Annotated in this window: 18 protein-coding genes and 1 pseudogene; 5 read left to right on the top strand and 14 right to left on the bottom strand. The window is 67.3% G+C overall.

All coding sequences use genetic code 11. From position 1 onward, the window contains the following. Nucleotides 1–32 precede the first annotated feature (32 nt). On the bottom strand, nt 33–938 hold the full coding sequence (locus tag ACFW9O_RS05140) for a hypothetical protein (protein WP_384605140.1): 906 nt from the start codon (nt 936–938) through the stop codon (nt 33–35). A 338-nt stretch (nt 939–1,276) separates the two neighbouring features. On the opposite strand from ACFW9O_RS05140, the gene ACFW9O_RS05135 reads away from it, so the two are divergent. The 3 genes and pseudogenes from ACFW9O_RS05135 to ACFW9O_RS05125 all read left to right on the top strand — a co-directional run bounded on the left by ACFW9O_RS05135 (nt 1,277) and on the right by ACFW9O_RS05125 (nt 4,250). After that, nucleotides 1,277–1,849 (top strand): dihydrofolate reductase family protein, encoded by a 573-nt coding sequence (locus ACFW9O_RS05135; protein WP_384605138.1) that lies wholly within the window; start codon nt 1,277–1,279, stop codon nt 1,847–1,849. Nucleotides 1,850–1,917: 68 nt separating this feature from the next. Then, a pseudogene (locus ACFW9O_RS05130) lies at nt 1,918–2,776 on the top strand (IS5 family transposase). Between the two features lie 430 nt (nt 2,777–3,206). Continuing rightward, complete coding sequence (locus tag ACFW9O_RS05125; RefSeq protein ID WP_384605135.1) at nt 3,207–4,250, top strand: SGNH/GDSL hydrolase family protein; 1,044 nt, start codon at nt 3,207–3,209, stop codon at nt 4,248–4,250. A 194-nt stretch (nt 4,251–4,444) separates the two neighbouring features. On the opposite strand, the gene ACFW9O_RS05120 is transcribed toward ACFW9O_RS05125, so the two are convergent. The 9 genes from ACFW9O_RS05120 to ACFW9O_RS05080 all read right to left on the bottom strand — a co-directional run bounded on the left by ACFW9O_RS05120 (nt 4,445) and on the right by ACFW9O_RS05080 (nt 10,570). Continuing rightward, a complete protein-coding gene (locus ACFW9O_RS05120) occupies nt 4,445–4,729 on the bottom strand; it encodes a hypothetical protein (protein ID WP_384605132.1) in 285 nt (94 codons plus the stop codon). 62 nt (nt 4,730–4,791) lie between these two features. Beyond that, the gene (locus ACFW9O_RS05115) at nt 4,792–5,433 is read right to left on the bottom strand and encodes a contact-dependent growth inhibition system immunity protein (RefSeq protein ID WP_384605129.1); all 642 of its coding nucleotides are present in this window, start codon (nt 5,431–5,433) and stop codon (nt 4,792–4,794) included. Nucleotides 5,434–5,441: 8 nt separating this feature from the next. Further along, entirely contained in the window at nt 5,442–5,741 is a 300-nt protein-coding gene (locus ACFW9O_RS05110; RefSeq protein ID WP_384605127.1) for an RNase A-like domain-containing protein, read from the bottom strand. Nucleotides 5,742–5,749: 8 nt separating this feature from the next. Further along, the gene (locus ACFW9O_RS05105; protein ID WP_384605125.1) at nt 5,750–6,493 is read right to left on the bottom strand and encodes a hypothetical protein; all 744 of its coding nucleotides are present in this window, start codon (nt 6,491–6,493) and stop codon (nt 5,750–5,752) included. Next, a complete protein-coding gene (locus ACFW9O_RS05100; RefSeq protein ID WP_384605122.1) occupies nt 6,493–8,454 on the bottom strand; it encodes an RNase A-like domain-containing protein in 1,962 nt (653 codons plus the stop codon). Before ACFW9O_RS05100 ends, ACFW9O_RS05105 begins: the two co-directional genes overlap by 1 nt. Continuing rightward, nucleotides 8,454–8,753, bottom strand: a complete 300-nt coding sequence (locus ACFW9O_RS05095; RefSeq protein WP_384605119.1) for a WXG100 family type VII secretion target — start codon at nt 8,751–8,753, stop codon at nt 8,454–8,456. The genes ACFW9O_RS05100 and ACFW9O_RS05095 overlap by 1 nt, the downstream gene beginning before the upstream one ends. Before the next feature lie 25 nt (nt 8,754–8,778). Then, nucleotides 8,779–9,162, bottom strand: a complete 384-nt coding sequence (locus tag ACFW9O_RS05090; protein ID WP_384605116.1) for a WXG100 family type VII secretion target — start codon at nt 9,160–9,162, stop codon at nt 8,779–8,781. Between the two features lie 378 nt (nt 9,163–9,540). After that, nucleotides 9,541–9,747, bottom strand: a complete 207-nt coding sequence (locus ACFW9O_RS05085; RefSeq protein WP_384605114.1) for a DUF397 domain-containing protein — start codon at nt 9,745–9,747, stop codon at nt 9,541–9,543. After that, nucleotides 9,728–10,570, bottom strand: coding sequence for a helix-turn-helix transcriptional regulator (locus tag ACFW9O_RS05080; protein WP_351174528.1), 843 nt, complete (start codon nt 10,568–10,570; stop codon nt 9,728–9,730). The genes ACFW9O_RS05085 and ACFW9O_RS05080 overlap by 20 nt, the downstream gene beginning before the upstream one ends. A gap of 118 nt (nt 10,571–10,688) precedes the next feature. On the opposite strand from ACFW9O_RS05080, the gene ACFW9O_RS05075 reads away from it, so the two are divergent. Beyond that, complete coding sequence (locus tag ACFW9O_RS05075) at nt 10,689–10,943, top strand: hypothetical protein (RefSeq protein ID WP_384605271.1); 255 nt, start codon at nt 10,689–10,691, stop codon at nt 10,941–10,943. Further along, nucleotides 10,933–11,166, top strand: coding sequence for a hypothetical protein (locus ACFW9O_RS05070; RefSeq protein ID WP_351174530.1), 234 nt, complete (start codon nt 10,933–10,935; stop codon nt 11,164–11,166). The genes ACFW9O_RS05075 and ACFW9O_RS05070 overlap by 11 nt, the downstream gene beginning before the upstream one ends. A gap of 120 nt (nt 11,167–11,286) precedes the next feature. On the opposite strand, the gene ACFW9O_RS05065 is transcribed toward ACFW9O_RS05070, so the two are convergent. The 4 genes from ACFW9O_RS05065 to ACFW9O_RS05050 all read right to left on the bottom strand — a co-directional run bounded on the left by ACFW9O_RS05065 (nt 11,287) and on the right by ACFW9O_RS05050 (nt 13,907). Further along, nucleotides 11,287–11,640, bottom strand: coding sequence for a PRC-barrel domain-containing protein (locus ACFW9O_RS05065; RefSeq protein WP_384605111.1), 354 nt, complete (start codon nt 11,638–11,640; stop codon nt 11,287–11,289). 155 nt (nt 11,641–11,795) lie between these two features. Next, complete coding sequence (locus tag ACFW9O_RS05060) at nt 11,796–11,966, bottom strand: hydrophobic protein (protein WP_384605108.1); 171 nt, start codon at nt 11,964–11,966, stop codon at nt 11,796–11,798. Nucleotides 11,967–12,156: 190 nt separating this feature from the next. Continuing rightward, nucleotides 12,157–12,942 carry an ABC transporter permease gene (locus ACFW9O_RS05055; RefSeq protein WP_351174536.1) on the bottom strand — a complete coding sequence of 262 codons (786 nt, stop codon included), beginning with the start codon at nt 12,940–12,942 and terminating at the stop codon, nt 12,157–12,159. Continuing rightward, entirely contained in the window at nt 12,939–13,907 is a 969-nt protein-coding gene (locus ACFW9O_RS05050) for an ATP-binding cassette domain-containing protein (RefSeq protein WP_384605105.1), read from the bottom strand. The genes ACFW9O_RS05055 and ACFW9O_RS05050 overlap by 4 nt, the downstream gene beginning before the upstream one ends. Between the last annotated feature and the right edge of the window lie 9 nt (nt 13,908–13,916).

Here is a 13,916-nt window from a genome sequence, read left to right as displayed (position 1 = left end):
CGCCTTGCGGCGGACACCGTGCCCGGGCGCGGTCAGTGCCGGGTGCGCGCCATGGACTCCCTGGCCCTGACGGTCCTGTCCTGCCGCGGGACGAGGCCCGCACGGACCGCCGTCATCCGCTCGCGCACCCCGGTGGTGGGCACCGCTCCGGGAGGTCCGGCGGGGCCGTCCGACGGTTCGTCGCGGCACGGACCGCACCGGCCACCGCGCAGTGCCTCGGGACTGCCGGGCGCACGGCACACGCTGCACTCCAGGGTGCGCAGGACGGTCCGGGGGGCATGGTGGGTCCGCTCGGGCGGCAGCTTGTCGATGAGGCGGCGCCGGACGAGGGAGGCGGGGTGGTGGACGACGGCGGGGAGCCCTTCGGTCAGGGCGCGCAGTGTCTCCGCCTCGGTGGCGCCCCGCTCGAACCACTCGCTGACCTGCGGTTCCAGGCTCACGCAGTCCGCCGCCGACAGGCTCAGCGAGGGTGCGGTACGGCCCAGGGCGGCCAGCAGGACGAACGCCCGCGAGCGGGTGGGGCGCTGCTGAGTCTCCTGCGGTACGTCGCCCCGGGTGAAGGCCGCCCACCAGTCGTCGTCGCGGGCGGTCCGGGAGAAGAACGTCCGGGTGACCCAGAGCAGTACCTCGTCGGTCGCGACGCACTCACTGCCCCGGCGCAGATACCCGGCCGCCTGGATCCGGTTGAGGGCGGTACGCAGGGCGCACTGCCCGTACGGGAGCCACTTGGCCAGTGTCTTCACGGAGATGTCGGCGCCGTCGGGCAGCCGGTCGATGTACGCGGCGACGGCCGCCTCACGGGGCGGAAGCTGCGCGAAATCGCGCTCACCGCGGGGTCGTTGGCCCGGAGCCGAGCGCTTGCCGTAGCCGGGACCGGCCATCGGGTGCGGGGGCTCGTACGGGGTGGAGGGGGCAACACTAAACTGGCTCGCAGCCATCGGATCGCTCTTTCGATCGTGGTGGTCAGACCCCTGTCAGGTGTTCCCGCACCGGGCGGGGGTCGCTTGGTATTCGGAACGCTAGAGCGTCGCCACCGTCCGTTGCAAGTCGGTCACGAAAAGTCAACCCGCCAGGCAGGGAGGGGGGGTGGGAACCAGTCCCTCCACCCATTCCGCTGAAAGAGCGCTCGGAACTCGCCGCTTGAGCCCCGGCCGCCCGGCGCCGAAAGAAGTGCGTAGGGAAGCCGGTGGGTGGTGATCGATGAGTTTCGCCACGATCCGCAGTCAACCCTGTTGAGAATCGGCACAAGAGACACCGAGACGTCTGGAGACCTGCGATGCGCACTCTGATCACCACCGCCTTCATCTCGCTCGACGGCGTCGTGGAGGCCCCGGGCGGCGAGCCCGGCTACCGGAACTCGGGCTGGACCTTCAAGGACGTGGAGTTCCTCCCCGAAGCCTTCGAGATCAAGGGCCGGGAGCAGAAGGAAGCCGCCGCGATGCTGATGGGCCGGGCCAGCTACGAGGCGTTCAGCCCGGTCTGGCCGGGCATGGAGGACTTCGCCGACTACAAGGTCATGCCGAAGTACGTCGTCTCCACCACGCTCACCGAGGACGCACTGGTCTCCGAGTGGGGCCCGACCACGATCCTGCGCTCGCTCGACGAGGTCGCCGCGCTGAAGGGGACCGAGGGCGGCCCGATCATCGTCCACGGCAGCGCCGCCCTCAACCGGAGCCTCTCGGACGCCGGCCTGATCGACCGTTACCACCTGCTCGTCTTCCCGCTCCTGCTCGGCGCGGGCAAGCGCCTGTTCAGCGACACGGACAAGGACACCCAGAAGCTGCGGCTCGTCGAGCACGAGGCGTACCCCAACGGCCTGCAGAAGAACGTCTTCGACGTCGTCCGCTGACCGAGGCTCCTAGGCCGTGTTTTAGGTGGGTCTTCTGGCTGGCGTCCTGCACCGGGATGATCGGCCTTGTGGGGCGTGGGGATCTTTCCGATGAGCAGTGGTCGGTAGTGGAGTCGTTGCTGCCCGCGGTGGGCGTAAGCCGCAGGTCGCCGGGCCGGCGGCGACTCGTGGACGGCGTGCGATGGCGGGTACGAACTGGTGTCCCATGGCGTGACCTGCCGCATGAGTACGGGCCCTGGCAAACTGTCTAAGGACTGTTCCGCAGATGGCAACGGCAGGCTGTGTGGGCCCGGTTGCTGACGTTGCTGCAGGCACGGGCCGATGCGGCCGGGCTGATCACCTGGGAGATCAACGTCGAGCCCACCAGCACGCAGTTGGTGCCCGCTGGAACTGCGCCGAGCAGAAGGAGCCGCCCGGCGGAGTCGGGCATGAACCGGACGACCACGGACTGGGCAGGTCCCGGGGAGGGTTCACCACGCGAAGATTCATCTGGCGTGCGAGCAGGGACAGAAACCGTTGTCGCTGCTGGTCACGGCAGGCCAGCGGGGCGACAGTCCTCAGTTCGAGCCGGTCCTGAAAGCGATCCTGGTTCCCAGGCCCGGTGCTGGCCGGCCACGGACTCGCCCGCTGCGGGTGCGGGGAGACAGGGCGTATTCCTCTCGCGCGAACCGCGCCTACCTGCGCAGACGTGGGATCAGGTGCACGATTCCCGAGCCGGCCGGCCAGGCGCGCAACCGCAAGAGTCGTGGCCGTACGGGTGGCCGCCCGCCTACCGTCGACTGGCAGGACTACAAGGCCCGGCACGCGGTCAAGTGCGGGATCGGCCGTCTGAAGCAGCATCGGGCGGTCGCCACTCGCTATGACAAGCTCTCGGTTCGGTTCGAGGCCACCGTTCACGTCGCAGCGATCCACCAGTGGCTGCGATGAGGTTCCCGAGCCTCTCCTCGTCCGACGATCAGGGGTGAGACGGCCCGGGTGACCCCGACGCAGGCGGAATTCTGGCCGGTTCGAGCTGCGCAGCCGTGTCGACGTCTGTGACGGCCGCCCATTCGTTCGACAGGAACGGCCGTGTGCCGACTCCCCTCGCCCCACCAGCAGGCGGCCTCGCAGTCCGGCTCGCAGCGCGGCCACACCTGCCCTCCCCGTTCGGGTCATGAACGTTCTCGATCTCGGCAGCCGCTCCTCCTCAACACCCCCGCTGAGCAGGCGAGACGACCCGGCGTGACGAGGTTGACCAAGATCGCCCGGTTGCGCTTTGCTTTCGCTGGACCATCGCGTTCCGTTTGTGAATGAATACCTAGCGTTACGTTCTTCTCTCATTCCCTCTTCTCGTGGGCCCCGACGAAAGGGCACAGCCATGTCTTCTGCCATGCGTAAGACGAGGACCACTCCCAGGGCGCGGCGGCTGGCCGCCGCCACGATCGCGCTCGGCAGCTGCCTCGCACTCGCCGTGCCGGCGGGAGGTGCCGCCGCGGCGCCCGCCGACCCCGTACCGACCGTCTTCTTCGGCGACTCCTACACCGCCAACTTCGGCATCGCTCCCGTGAACAACCAGGACAGCGAGAGGGGCTGGTGTTTCCAGGCGAAGGAGAACTATCCCGCCGTCGCCACCCGGAGCCTGGCCGACAAGGGCATCACGCTCGACGTCCAGTCGGACGTCTCCTGCGGAGGCGCGCTCATCCACCACTTCTGGGAGAAGCAGGAGCTGCCCTTCGGCGCCGGCGAGCTCCCGGCGCAGCAGAACGCGCTCAAGCAGGACACCCAGCTGACCGTGGGAAGCCTGGGCGGCAACACACTGGGCTTCAACCGCATCCTGAAGCAGTGCTCCGACGAGCTCCGGAACCCCTCTCTGCTGCCGGGCGACCCGGTGGACAAGGACGAGCCGGCCGCCAAGTGCGGTGAGTTCTTCGGGACCGGGGACGGAAAGCAGTGGCTGGACGACCAGTTCGAGCGGGTCGGTTGGGAGCTGGAGGAGCTGCTCGACCGCATCGGCTACTTCGCCCCCGACGCCAAGCGTGTCCTGGTCGGCTACCCCCGGCTCGTGCCCGAGGACACCACCAAGTGCCAGACCGCGGCGCCCGGTCAGACGCAGCTGCCGCTCGCCGACATCCCCCAGGACGCCCTGCCGGTCCTGGACCAGATCCAGAAGCGGCTGAACGACGTCACGAAGAAGGCCGCCGCCGACGCCGAAGGCGGCGCCGACTTCGTCGACCTCTACGCCAGCACCGGCGCCAACACGGCGTGCGACGGCACCGACCGCGGCATCGGCGGCCTGCTGGAGGAATCCCAGCTCGAACTCCTCGGCACCAAGATCCCCTGGTACGCGCACCCCAACGCGAAGGGCCGCGACATCCAGGCCAAGCAGGTGGCCACCAAGATCGAAGAAGTCCTCAACCGCTGACCGGCCACACAACCGCTCTCCCCGCAGGAACGAAGCCCCAGGACCCGCCATCGGCCTGGGGCTTCATAGCACGGCTGACTCCAGGAGATTGCCCCAACTCGCCCTCACCACTGCACTGTGCGCCTGGCAGCACTCACCTCGAACGGCTCCGCTCGGCACCGTCCCAGCCGGCGGACCACCTGCTAAAACAGGGCCTAGAGGCCGCGCAGTGCCTCGTGGAGATCGTCGTAGATGCTCCAGCAGATGACACTGCCGTCGTCGTTCAGGCTGCCCATGTACCAGAGGGGGTCGTCGGCGGCCTTCACGATGCAGAGTCCGTGGAACCCCAGGACGATCTCCGGTCGGAGCCGTTCGTCCTGATCGGGCCAGCCCGTCACGACACGGTCGATGCCGAGGGGGATGGCCTCCCGGTCACCGGAGACGTCGCGGATCTCCTCCAGGGTCCAGCCTGCCGGCAGGTGCCTGCCTGTCGTCGTCATCCAGCGATGATGGCAGCGTCGTCGGCCCGCGCGTGCTTGCGGCCGTAGGCGTGGCAGCGTGGTCAGTGCCGGTCGACCGCGCGGGCGAGTTCGACGAGCCAGCCGACCGTGCTGAGTGGGGTGGGCGGCTCGACCTCCAGACCGAGTTCGGCCAGCCCGGTGGCGTAGTCGAGCTCCTCGACGGGGAGCGCGAGCAGGTCATGGAGCTCACCGGCGAGCTGGGCCACCAGTCCCGGGTCGGTGTTGTCCAGGTAGTCCTGAAACGCGGCTTCGTGGTTCTCGAACTCGTCCGGCATGTCCTGCGAGTACCAGCCCCCCAGCAACTGCGCGAGCTCCGGGAAGCGTGAGCGCCATTCCCAGTGCGTCTGCGGCGGTGCGGGTGGCGGGGCCTGGCCGGTTTCGACGCTCTCCTTGAGGCGGTCCGCGAGCCTCAGTAGCCAGGCCTGGATCTGGTCGTCCGGCAGCCCCACGTCTGGCACGGGGTAGAACTCCCCCAGGCGCAACCGCAGCCGGCCCGGAGGGTTCCGGGCGTACTCGCGAAGCTGGAACTCGGCGGTGGCGATGGACCAAGGACGCGTACGCCAGGTATGGCGCAGATAGCCGGTGATCGCCTCTTCGTCATCAGCGGTACGTCCCAGATGGGCGCGGACGACTTGGTCCAACTCGCCGTACTTGCAGTCGTGTTCGAGCGGATTCAGGGACACGGATGCCTCTAGAGGTAGATCGGGACGGTGGAGTGGACGACGAAGCCGTGGGATCGTGCGGGGTCGCGCTTGAGGACGACCCGTGACGCGCGCACATCGACGGCGGGTCGTCCGGCCAGCATCATCGCCTGGAGCAGTACCCGCCCGACCGGGTCTGGGCGAGAGGGCCACGCCGCCTCGATGGTGAGGCGCTGCCGTGTGGACTGGGCGAGCCAGTGGTGAATGGCCTGTTCGTTGGCGGTCACGACCTTCTGGGTGGCCCATTGGGCCGTCTCACGGTCGGTGTACGTCGCGCTGCGGGTTCGCATGGTGTGCGTCAATTCCCTTTCGGCCACACCGGGGGATGTGCGGTGGCGAGGTGGTCGATAATCGACTGGGCGAGCAGGGGGAAGAATTCGGTGAAGTCAGCATCACCGGAACCCCCGCCGAACACCTCCGAGAAGAATCGGTCCATCGCGTCTTCGTCGTTCTGGAACAGCGCCAGGGCCTCGTAGCTTTCGGCGGCCAGGCCGGGCAGGTTCCACATGCACAGTGGGTGCACCTCGTCGATGATCATGGCAATGCCCTCCTCGATGCTCGCAAACTGCATGTCGTCGGAAATTGCCACGCCGTCCTGCCCGAAATAGATGGGCAAGAACTGGCTGAAGCGCGGAAATCTGAGCGTGATTTCATGGGAGGTCATGTGGCTCTGACCGTACTTCTCTTCTAGCGAAAATGAGCCCCAGTCGAGAATGTGGGCAGAGATGTCGCGGTAGACTTCGGGCGTTCTTTCGGGTGGAACTGCCGCCGGGATTTTCTTCAGGGCTCGCGCGCCGGGGTCGTTGCTGAAGATTTCCGCAGCCCTGAGGAGCTGGGAAGAGACTTCATAGATGCTCCTCCCCCCCTTACTGGTGTAGTACAGGCCGCGGATGGTGGACGCCAGGCGTCTTTTCCATTCGGCGGGATCGCTGGGAACGCCTGTGGAGGAGAATGGGGCGAGTGCGATTCGGGCGCCCTCCAGGCTGAAGTATTCCATCGTGTCTCGCCGCAACATGTGCTTCTTCTGCTGATTTGCGGTCATCAGGTTTTTGTTTCCTTGAAATTAGCTGGCATGGACGACAAGACAGTAAAGGGCGGATCCAGGTCGGGATTGTACACGAGGCGCGTTTCTACCCCTTTCACTTTCACCGCCTTGTCCGCCGGGAAGGGCGAGTTCTGAATCTCCTTCTTGTCGATACTCCGACCGCTGTACTCTTTCGGATCCGCCGTCTCGGACACCCTGATGTCGAGCCGCTTCTCGTCACTGGGCTGCTCATCGAGCCAACTCTTGATTACGCCCTGGTTCGCATCGATGTTGTACTGGGTCATCCGTTGCGCAGAGTCGATGTCCTCGAAGGCGGACGCTCTGGCAATCTTGGGCTGCCCGTATTCCCAATCGCTTCCCGGCCGGGGCGGCTTCTTCAGATCGTCCCGTAGACGCTGGGCGAGCTGGTCGTTCGTCAGGCCGACGTGCTTGTTGATGGTGTGCGAGTTCTCCAGCCACTCGGTCGACGCCAGATCAATCTCGTAGATGCCGAGGTCTGCGTGGCCCGGCCGGGACCAGCGATGCCTAGGCTTGAACTCGTCGAGCGCGCGGGCGCCGAATGCTCGGGCGCGCGCCTCTTCGGCGGCGAACGCCGGAGCGCTCCACGAGGCCTCCTGCAGTTCGGGCTTGAGCCCCCGTACCGCTTGTGCTGCTTCGTGGAAGGCGGAGTGGCAGGCTTCCACCGCCGCGTCCGCGCCCGCCTTGTCCATGTGTTTGGCAAAGGTGGCCGTGATCTCCCCGAACGCCAGGGTGGCACTGAGCCTGGTCAGCTCACCCAGGTCGAGGTCGACCGTCAGGTCCTTGACGGTGGCGTTCGCCGCCTCGACAGCGAGCCTCGAGGTCGTCTCCCGGGACTTGTCCGCCGCGTCTGCCGCGTCGTGGAAGGCCCGATGCAACGTTTCGCCGGTGCGCGCGAGAACCTCGATGATCGGCCGCCTGCCAGCCGGTGACTCGGACGGATTGGTCCTCCACTCGCGGGAGTCCGCGGCGCCACGGGGAGCCGGTTGCGCATCGGAGATCCCTCGGGTGCCACCCCAGGCCGTCGTGCCCCAGATCGACTGGCAGAAGGAGTTCATCGCCCCCTGCCACTCGCTGTTGCCGCCATCGGTGAGATAGGCGATACACGAAGTGAAGTTGGTGGCGGAGGCCTTTGCCGCTTTCGAAGCCACGAGCCATGCGTCACCGATGGCCCGTAGCTCGCCGGTCTGTGCCCCAGGAGTGATCTCCACGGTCTTACCGAGCCTGAGGGTGTGTTCGATGGCCTCGTCGATCTGTCCGGCGAGCCAGTCCGGGCCGTTCCCGGCCCACGCGAGAATCGGGCCGGAGTTGTCGCCCGTACCCGTCCACTTGATCGATGAGACGGACTGGTACTTGGTGCTGCCCACGGTGGCCGGTGGGCTCCTGCGCGGGGGTTCCTCCCCGCGATGCCGACGGTTGGCTTCCCGCGAGGCCCAGTCCGCCTGCTGGTAGTTGTTGGCCGTCACGGTCAGGCCGACGACTACACCTTCGATACTCATGATGCTCTTCGCCCACAGCTCGAGAAAGCTGTCGGCCACTTCCTCGTATGCCGCAGCGAAGGCGTCGGCGCCGTGTCCGCGCCCTGCCACCTGGGTCTGGCTCCACCCTCCCACCGCGCCGACCAGCTGTGTCGCGGATTTGTCGAACTCGAACTGCTCGTTGCTGACGAGGCCCGAGGCGTAGTAGACGTGCCCCGGCGAGATGTCGAACCCGCCGTTGGCGTCCGGAGGGGCGGCGGGTTTGAGCTCCTGGACGTTCCTCCTGCGCTCCCGCTCGGCCGAACCGGTGTCATGACGTGAGATATCCCGGCCCTGCGGGTCCTCGAGCGAACCGGGCGAGGGTTCAGGGGTCGGTTCCGGCCCGTCCGAAGGACTCCTCGGCGGGTCGCTGTCGGCTGGAGGTGTGGCCGAGGGGGAGGGGCCGGCGGACGGTTCGGCCATCAGGCGACTCCCCATCCACGTAGGACGGCCCGGTGGGCTTCCGCGTAGTTGCTGTGGCCGGTCGTGACGACCTCATGCAGCCATGCCTGAGCGGCCTGAAGGTCCTGCATCTGGCGGTCCCACTTGTCGAGCTCGTCCACGAACGCGTCCCGGGCCTCCCCCTCCCAGGTGAGGACGACCTTCTCGGTTCTGTCGTAGAGCGTTTCGAGCTTCTCGTTGAGCTGTTTGAGTACGTCCTCGAGATCGCCGGCCAGATCCCGCAGGCTGGAAAAGGTGACACTTATGTGGTCGTCGGACACGCGACGTTCCCCCAGGTGCGTTCGTTCAGAGGTCGTTGATCCTGCTGTTCGGCGGGGCGGTGCCCTCGGAGAGGTCACGTGCTTCGGCCGCCACATCGACTTCGGCCTGGACCGATCGCATGGCGTGGAGTACGTCCAGCTCCTGTTGTGTGAAGCCGTCCCGGCCCATGCGGACGGCTTCTTCCAGAACCTTGAGGATCTCCCGGATACGCACCGCGTCCTCGGCGGCTCCGCGGTGCAGCGAGCGATAGCCCTTGGCCGCCTCGCCCCGCCAGCCGGATTCGATCCGGTCCACGATGGTGTCCATCCGCCGGACCTGAGTGTCCAGATGAATCTGCATCTCGTTCAAGTCGCCTGCGAGCCGCGTGAGATCGTCGGATGACACGACAAGGGTCGGTTGATCGACCATCGTTGGATCCCCTTCCCCGTGATCTTTCCAAGCACTGTAACAACGCGGCAAGTGGGTGACCCGGGCCCGCGGGGATGACCTGCGCGCTCTCTGCGCTCGTCAAGCCGGTCCAGTTCCAGCCGCACGGGGACGGCAACGGGGCTGTCCGTCCGGACCGGAACGACTGGAGCAGGAAGGCGACCAGACGCCGGGACGCGGCAGCGGCCTCCTCGCCCGCCCCGGCTGTCGCGCCGCTGATGGCCGGCATCACCAGGACGATGTCGTTCACGTCGAAGTCTTGGCGCAACCGCGGTCGCCTGCGTCAGACAGACTTGCTCGATGAACGAGCAGAACCGCGCCAGGCTGCAAGCACGTGATGCAGGTGGTGTGAGACTGCCGTTAGCTTCTCAGGTCCTCGATGAAGGCCGCCCACGCGACGGTCCGGAACACGAGCGCCGGGCCGTCGGCCATCTTGGAGTCCCGGACGGGCACGATGCCGGGGTGGCTGGTCGCGACCTCCAGGCAGTCACCGCCGCTGGCCCCGCTGTACGAGGACTTGTGCCAGGTCGCCGTGGACAGGTCGTAGTCAGAGCTGCTGATCCTCATGGGCGTAATCCTCCGCCACCGACTCGATCAGGGCCAGGGACGCTTCCGGTGACAATGCGCTGGCCGCAACGAGATCGTAGGTCAGTTCGTAGTGCCGGACGGTTGCTGGATCGTCCTGCAAGTGGCCTGTGCCCAGTCCCTGGAGGTAGGCGAGCGGAGGTGCGTCGGGGAACGACATCAGCTTCAGCTGGCCTTCGAGGGCCATATGCGCTCCTGCCGAGAAGGGCAGCACCTGGACAATCACGCGATGCTGGTGGGCCAACGCAGCCACGTGCTGCAGCGCGGCCGCCATCACTGCGGCCCCGCCCGACTTCCTGCGTAAGACAGCCTCATCCAGAACCGCCCACAACATGGGTGTTGTTGGATCGCTGAGCAACCTGGCCCGCTCCAGCCTCGTTGCCACCAGTTCGTCGATTGCTTCTTCTGGATGTGTCGGAAGCCCTCCTCTGAACACGGCTCGCGCGTAGGCCTCCGTCTGCATCAGCCCTGGGATCAACTGGGGCGCGTACTCCCGGATCGTCCCGGCCACCGCCTCCGCCTCCGCGGCCTCCGCGAAGTGGTCCGGGTACTTCGACTGCTTCAGCGCGACGCAGTTCCGCGCGAAGAACCCGCCCGCCTTCAGCACCTCGTCCAGCTTCTGGGCCTGGTCCGCCTGCATCCGTCGCGTCCCGGCCTCCAGCTGGCCGATGAAGGAGCCGCTGACGAACAGGGGTATGCCCAGCTCGTCCTGGGAGAGGCCCGCGGTCTCCCGCCTGTGGCGGAGTTCGGCGCCCAGGAGGGCGCGGGGTGAGGACGAGGGGTCGAGCTTCTTCGGCCCGGGCATGGCGACTCCCTGTGACACACGTGCGGGTGTTGGAACTGCACCTCTTCCACGGTAGCGAGGAATTGGACACGCTGAGTAGGCATGGCAACTACTCAGCGTGGAAATGGGGAAGATCATGATGACGGCTACAGAACGGCGCAAAGAGGCAGCGGGCAGAGTGCGGGCGGCTGAGGACGCGGTGGCGCGTCTGCGGGCCGGGCTGGCGGGGGCCGGAGTGAAGCTCCCGTCCCTGCGGATCGACCCGGTGTCGTGTGCGGGCAACGAGCCGCAGCCAGTGGTCGACCTCGGTCGCTGCACGATCGACACGGCGCTGCGGCTGAGTGCCGCGCTGGCGGAGAAGAAGCGGGAAGCGGCGGCGGCTCATGACAGTTGAAGGACTTGAGCCGTGCCTGCCGGAGCCCGGATCGTTCGCGGTCGACGGCCGCGACGGGCGGGTGGGCCGCGTGATGGGACGCGTCGGACCGTACGTACAGCTGCGTCCGCCGGGCGGGGGCGCGGAGTGGGACTGCCCGCCCGAAGCCGTCCGGCCGGCCCCGCCGGGGCTGGTGCTGCGGGCCCGGGTGACGGAGATCAATCGGGAGGGCCGGTTGCCGTGACGGGGAGGGGCGCCGGGGTACGACGTCCCTCGGTGGAGCCGACCCGGCCACAGCTGAACGGCGGGGGTCCGCCCGTGTGTCCGGGCTGGACCCCCGCCTCTTCAGCGGTGGCGCGTGGCCTCACATGAGGCGGTAGCTCGTGTAGTAGCTGTCGAGCTGGGCGTGGTAGCCCGGGTCGGTCGTGTGCTTGTGCCGGTCGAACTCCGGGGAGTCCTTGATCTGGTCCTTGGTCAGGTCGACGAAGACCTTCTGGTGTTCGGTGTCGATGCCCTTGACCGTGCCGGCGGGCAGCAGGACGTCCTTGCCGAAGATCCAGACTCCGGTGTCGACGACGAGGTAGGCCGAACCGGCCTCGTCGGAATGCTTGTCGACCTTTCCTACGCTTCCGTCCGTCGCCTCGACCGAGTAACCGGTCAGATCGGCGCCGGAGGTGTGACCACTTGTCGGCTGGTAACCCCACAGATTGTTGTTCATCATTGGCTCCTTTCGCGACGGTCTTTCGTGTTCGCTGAGTCGTGTGCCCCCATTTCGGGAACGCACGCATGCCGTTCGACGGAATTGAAGAATGCGGGTGGGCCCGGAATCTGAGTCCGGGCCGACCCGCATCGTCAGGTGCTGGTGAAGGCGTTCTACCAGCGGTACCACCGGCCGCGTCGGCCACCGCTCGCCGTCGGGCGGACGACGAATCCGATCAGCCACACGGCCAGGACGATAATGGCAATCCACCACAGTGCCTTGAGTGCGAATCCGGCACCGAAGAGAAGCAGGGCGAGCAGAAGAACGAGGATAAGGGGAACCATTGTTATCAACCTCCAAGGCTTCTGGTGCCCTTGAAGTAATTGCTTACACCCGGATCATCCATTGATTCTTCTCGGGACCGTCACGGGACGGCCGGCGGTCGTACGGGCGAAAGGCCCGTGGCCGCCGTCGGGGGACGGCGGCCACGGGCCTTGTCGGGACGGGCGGGTCGAGGCCCGCCCGGCATGGCGCCTACTTGGGGTCGCGGTCGAACTGTGCCTTCGACCAGCGGTAGCCGAGGACGGTGAGGCCCAGGCACCAGGCGATGGTGATCCACCCGTTGTTGCCGATCTCGGTGCCGAGGAGGAGTCCGCGGAGGGTTTCGATGGCGGGAGTGAAGGGCTGGTACTCGGCGATCGGCTGGAACCAGCCGGGCATCGAGTCGACGGGGGTGAAGGCGCTGGAGATGAGCGGCAGGAGGATCAGCGGCATGGCGTTGTTGCTGGCCGCCTCCGCGTTGGGGCTGCCCATGCCCATCCCGACCGCGATCCAGGTGAAGGCCAGGGAGACCAGTGCCAGCAGCCCGAATGCCGCGATCCACTCCAGGAAGGTGGCGTCCGTGGAGCGGAAGCCCATGGCCACGCCGACGGCACCGACGAGGACGACACTGATGATCGCCTGCAGCACACTGCCGGCGACGTGTCCGAAGAGCACCGACCCGCGGTGGATGGCCATGGTGCGGAAGCGGGCGATGATGCCCTCGGTCATGTCGCCCGATACGGACACCGCGGTGCCGACCACGGTGGAGCCGATCGTCATCAGCAGGATGCCGGGGACGATGTAGGCGATGTACGCGGAGCGGTCCCCGCCGCCGATACCGGCGCTCATGGTGTCGCCGAAGATGTAGACGAAGAGCAGCAGCAGCATGATCGGGGTGAGCAGCAGGTTCAGGGTGAGGGACGGATAGCGGCGCGCGTGCAGGAGGTTGCGGCGGAGCATCGTGGACGAGTCGCGGACGGCAAGGGAGAAGGAGCTCATCGGACAGCCTCCTTGGGCTGGCTGGGCTGGGTGGGCACGGTTGCACCGGTCAGGGCGAAGAAGACGTCGTCGAGGTCGGGGGTGTGGACGGTGAGTTCGTCGGCCTGGATGCCGGCCGAGTCCAGCCGGTCGAGGACGGTGCGCAGTTCGCGCTGGCTGCCGTCGCTGGGGATGTGCAGGGACAGTGCCTCGTCGTCGCGGGTGATGCCGGTCAGGGCGTCGGCGGCGGACCGGTAGGCGGCCGGGTCGGTGAAGCGGAGCCGGACGTGCCCGCCGGGGATGAGGCGTTTGAGTTCGTCGGCGGTGCCTTCGGCGGCGATCTTTCCGTCGTTCAGGACCGCGATGCGGTCGGCGAGTTCGTCGGCCTCCTCCAGGTACTGGGTGGTGAGGAAGACGGTGACGCCGTCGGCGACGAGTTCGCGGATGATCTTCCACATGTTGTGGCGGGAGCGGGGGTCGAGGCCGGTGGTCGGTTCGTCGAGGAAGATGATCCGCGGGTTGCCGACCAGGGTCATCGCGATGTCGAGGCGCCGCTTCATGCCGCCGGAGTAGGTGGAGGCGGGCTTCTTGGCGGCCTCGACGAGGTCGAAGCGCTCCAGGAGTCCGGCGGCGACCCGCCGCCCCTCCTGCTTGGACAGGTGGTGCAGGTCCGCCATGAGGAGCATGTTCTCCTCGCCGGTGATCAGCCCGTCCACGGCGGAGAACTGCCCCGTGACACCGATCGCGGCACGAACCGCCTGCGGGTCGGCGGCGAGGTTGTGACCGCCGACCCGGATCTCGCCGGAGGCGGGGTCGGGGCTGATGAGGGTGGAGAGGATCTTGACGGCGGTGGTCTTGCCGGCGCCGTTCGGGCCGAGCAGGGCGAAGACCGTTCCTTCGGGGACGTTCAGGTCGACGCCGTCGAGTACGAGCTTGTCGCCGTAGGACTTGCGCAGCTCGTTCGCCGCGATGGCCAGGTTGGTCATGATGCGTGC

The sequence above is a fragment of the Streptomyces sp. NPDC059499 genome, from assembly GCF_042749285.1.
GTDB lineage: Bacteria > Actinomycetota > Actinomycetes > Streptomycetales > Streptomycetaceae > Streptomyces.
This window is presented reverse-complemented; position numbering and strand designations above follow the sequence as displayed.